The following is a 1,808-nucleotide window of genomic DNA, read 5'->3' as shown; positions in this document are numbered from 1 at the left end:
CCGAGATCCACCGTCTTGGCCCTAACGAAGGCCCGATTTCAGCTGTTCGGTGGCTGAACGTCTACACCCGCGTTCAGGTGAACGCACTCGCGTCCGGCGCAAAAAAGTCGCAAAGGAAGTGCGAATCGCAACTCCCACAGTGGGCACGATGGGCGGCACTCAGCCCCGACGGGTGTCCCACTCCGCACCATCGAAGAGACGTCGATCAGCATGCGTGCGCCCAGAAATGTTGACCAGCAGCCGAAAGTGGAACCCGATCTCGGGACCGTTCGCGCGCACCACCGTCAGACGCCGATCGGTCAACGATTCGAAGACGGCGATCAACGGATCGGGCACCCATCCCAAACGGACTTCTGCGTCGTCGGTGACGAGGAACGCGTGCGGATTGACGGTGTTGTCGCTGTCTCGGACCAGTCGGAGGTCGTCGCCGGGCGACAACGACGCAATGCGCTCCTGTTCCTCCGGCGCCAGGTGGCGAACCCCGTGCGTCAGGAAAGGAAAGGACACCAACTCGCCGGGGCCCGCGATTGGGGCGGGAAGCAACTCGATCGTGTCACCGACCCGCTGCCCATGCGAGCGAGCAAGTACCTCGAACGGCGCGGCCGACATCGGCAGACCAAGCGCATCCATGGATGCGTACCGGTCGGGCCGACGCGAGGACACGACCCGCTCGGCGAACACTGGAAACAGGTCCGCAGCGCGCATTGGAACTTTGGTGGCGTGCGTCAGCCCGGGTAATGGACGGAAGTCGTCACGTGCGAGGGCCGACTCCAGGTAGGAAAACTCGTAGCAATCGAGCGTTCGGTGCAGAAACCCGATCGGTACGTACTGGCGCGTGTCGGGATCACGGACGGTGACAAGAAGCCGACTCAGTGTCTCGGGAGCGCTCGCGGGAACGTGGTCGACCTCAGTGGTGGTCATGCTGTCAACCTCCTCCGGTTCGTGTCCAACAGCGTACGTACAAAGCTACGCCGGAGCTCTGACATTCCGGGAACAGCGTGCACCACGGACTCGACAACCTCAGCGTCGAGATCCCCAATTCGCTCGATCCACTGTTGGGCGTCCGTGCCAGCACGGGCGACCGCTTGCAACGCCAACTCCACCAACGGGAGGTGCCTGCCGTTCTCGAAGCGGTGCGCCATACCTCGTTCGGCATACGCCGGTGCACTCCTTGTCGCCATGGATTTTTCCTGCACCCCAGAAGCCAGCGCACTTCCATGGTCGAACGACGGCGCGAGGAAGCGACTGCCGTCGACATTCTGTGTGAGGACACCCCAGTTGATCGCGTGACGATCGGTGTTGGCGATCCAAGCGTCGAACACCAAGTAACCGGCGAACAGGCCGAAGCCACTTGTCTCGAATGCCAACTCGCCGGGGGCTCGAACATCCTCGAGTAGTCGTTGAATGTTGTCGAGGTTGTGGCCAATTCGGTTCTTCGGACGATCGTCGCCGGCGCTGGACAGGTAGCCGTCTCATATGGAGGTCGGCCTGTCAACGACGGCATGGTGAAGCGGTGGCACGCACCGTCGTGTGTGCCACCGCTTCCTGTTGCCGGGATGGTGATCGATGCGAGTGGGAGGTGAGCGTGTCGTAGTGTTCGACGCGTCGTCAACTCTCATATACGCGGGTTGGTTACCGCAGGACGGACTGTTTCGGCTGGAGTGGATCGCAAGTCTATGAGTCGAGCGTGATCCCAACGCGCAGTTGAGGATTGCTCATAGGCGGCTAGCGGGTCACTCCCAGACGCTCGGCCACATCCCACATCGTCGTCGACCGTTCATTCCGGACATCTATCCCGACGCAGATCG

Annotated in this window: 2 protein-coding genes; both read right to left on the bottom strand. The window is 61.9% G+C overall.

The annotated features are described in order from the left end of the window. Positions 1–159 precede the first annotated feature (159 nt). Complete coding sequence (locus tag A2J03_RS00230) at positions 160–921, bottom strand: hypothetical protein (protein ID WP_068368098.1); 762 nt, start codon at positions 919–921, stop codon at positions 160–162. After that, the gene (locus tag A2J03_RS00225; RefSeq protein ID WP_197480539.1) at positions 918–1,367 is read right to left on the bottom strand and encodes a hypothetical protein; all 450 of its coding nucleotides are present in this window, start codon (positions 1,365–1,367) and stop codon (positions 918–920) included. The genes A2J03_RS00230 and A2J03_RS00225 overlap by 4 nt, the downstream gene beginning before the upstream one ends. Positions 1,368–1,808: the final 441 nt, after the last annotated feature.

This window comes from Rhodococcus sp. EPR-157 (assembly GCF_001647195.1).
Classification (GTDB): domain Bacteria; phylum Actinomycetota; class Actinomycetes; order Mycobacteriales; family Mycobacteriaceae; genus Rhodococcoides.
This window is presented reverse-complemented; position numbering and strand designations above follow the sequence as displayed.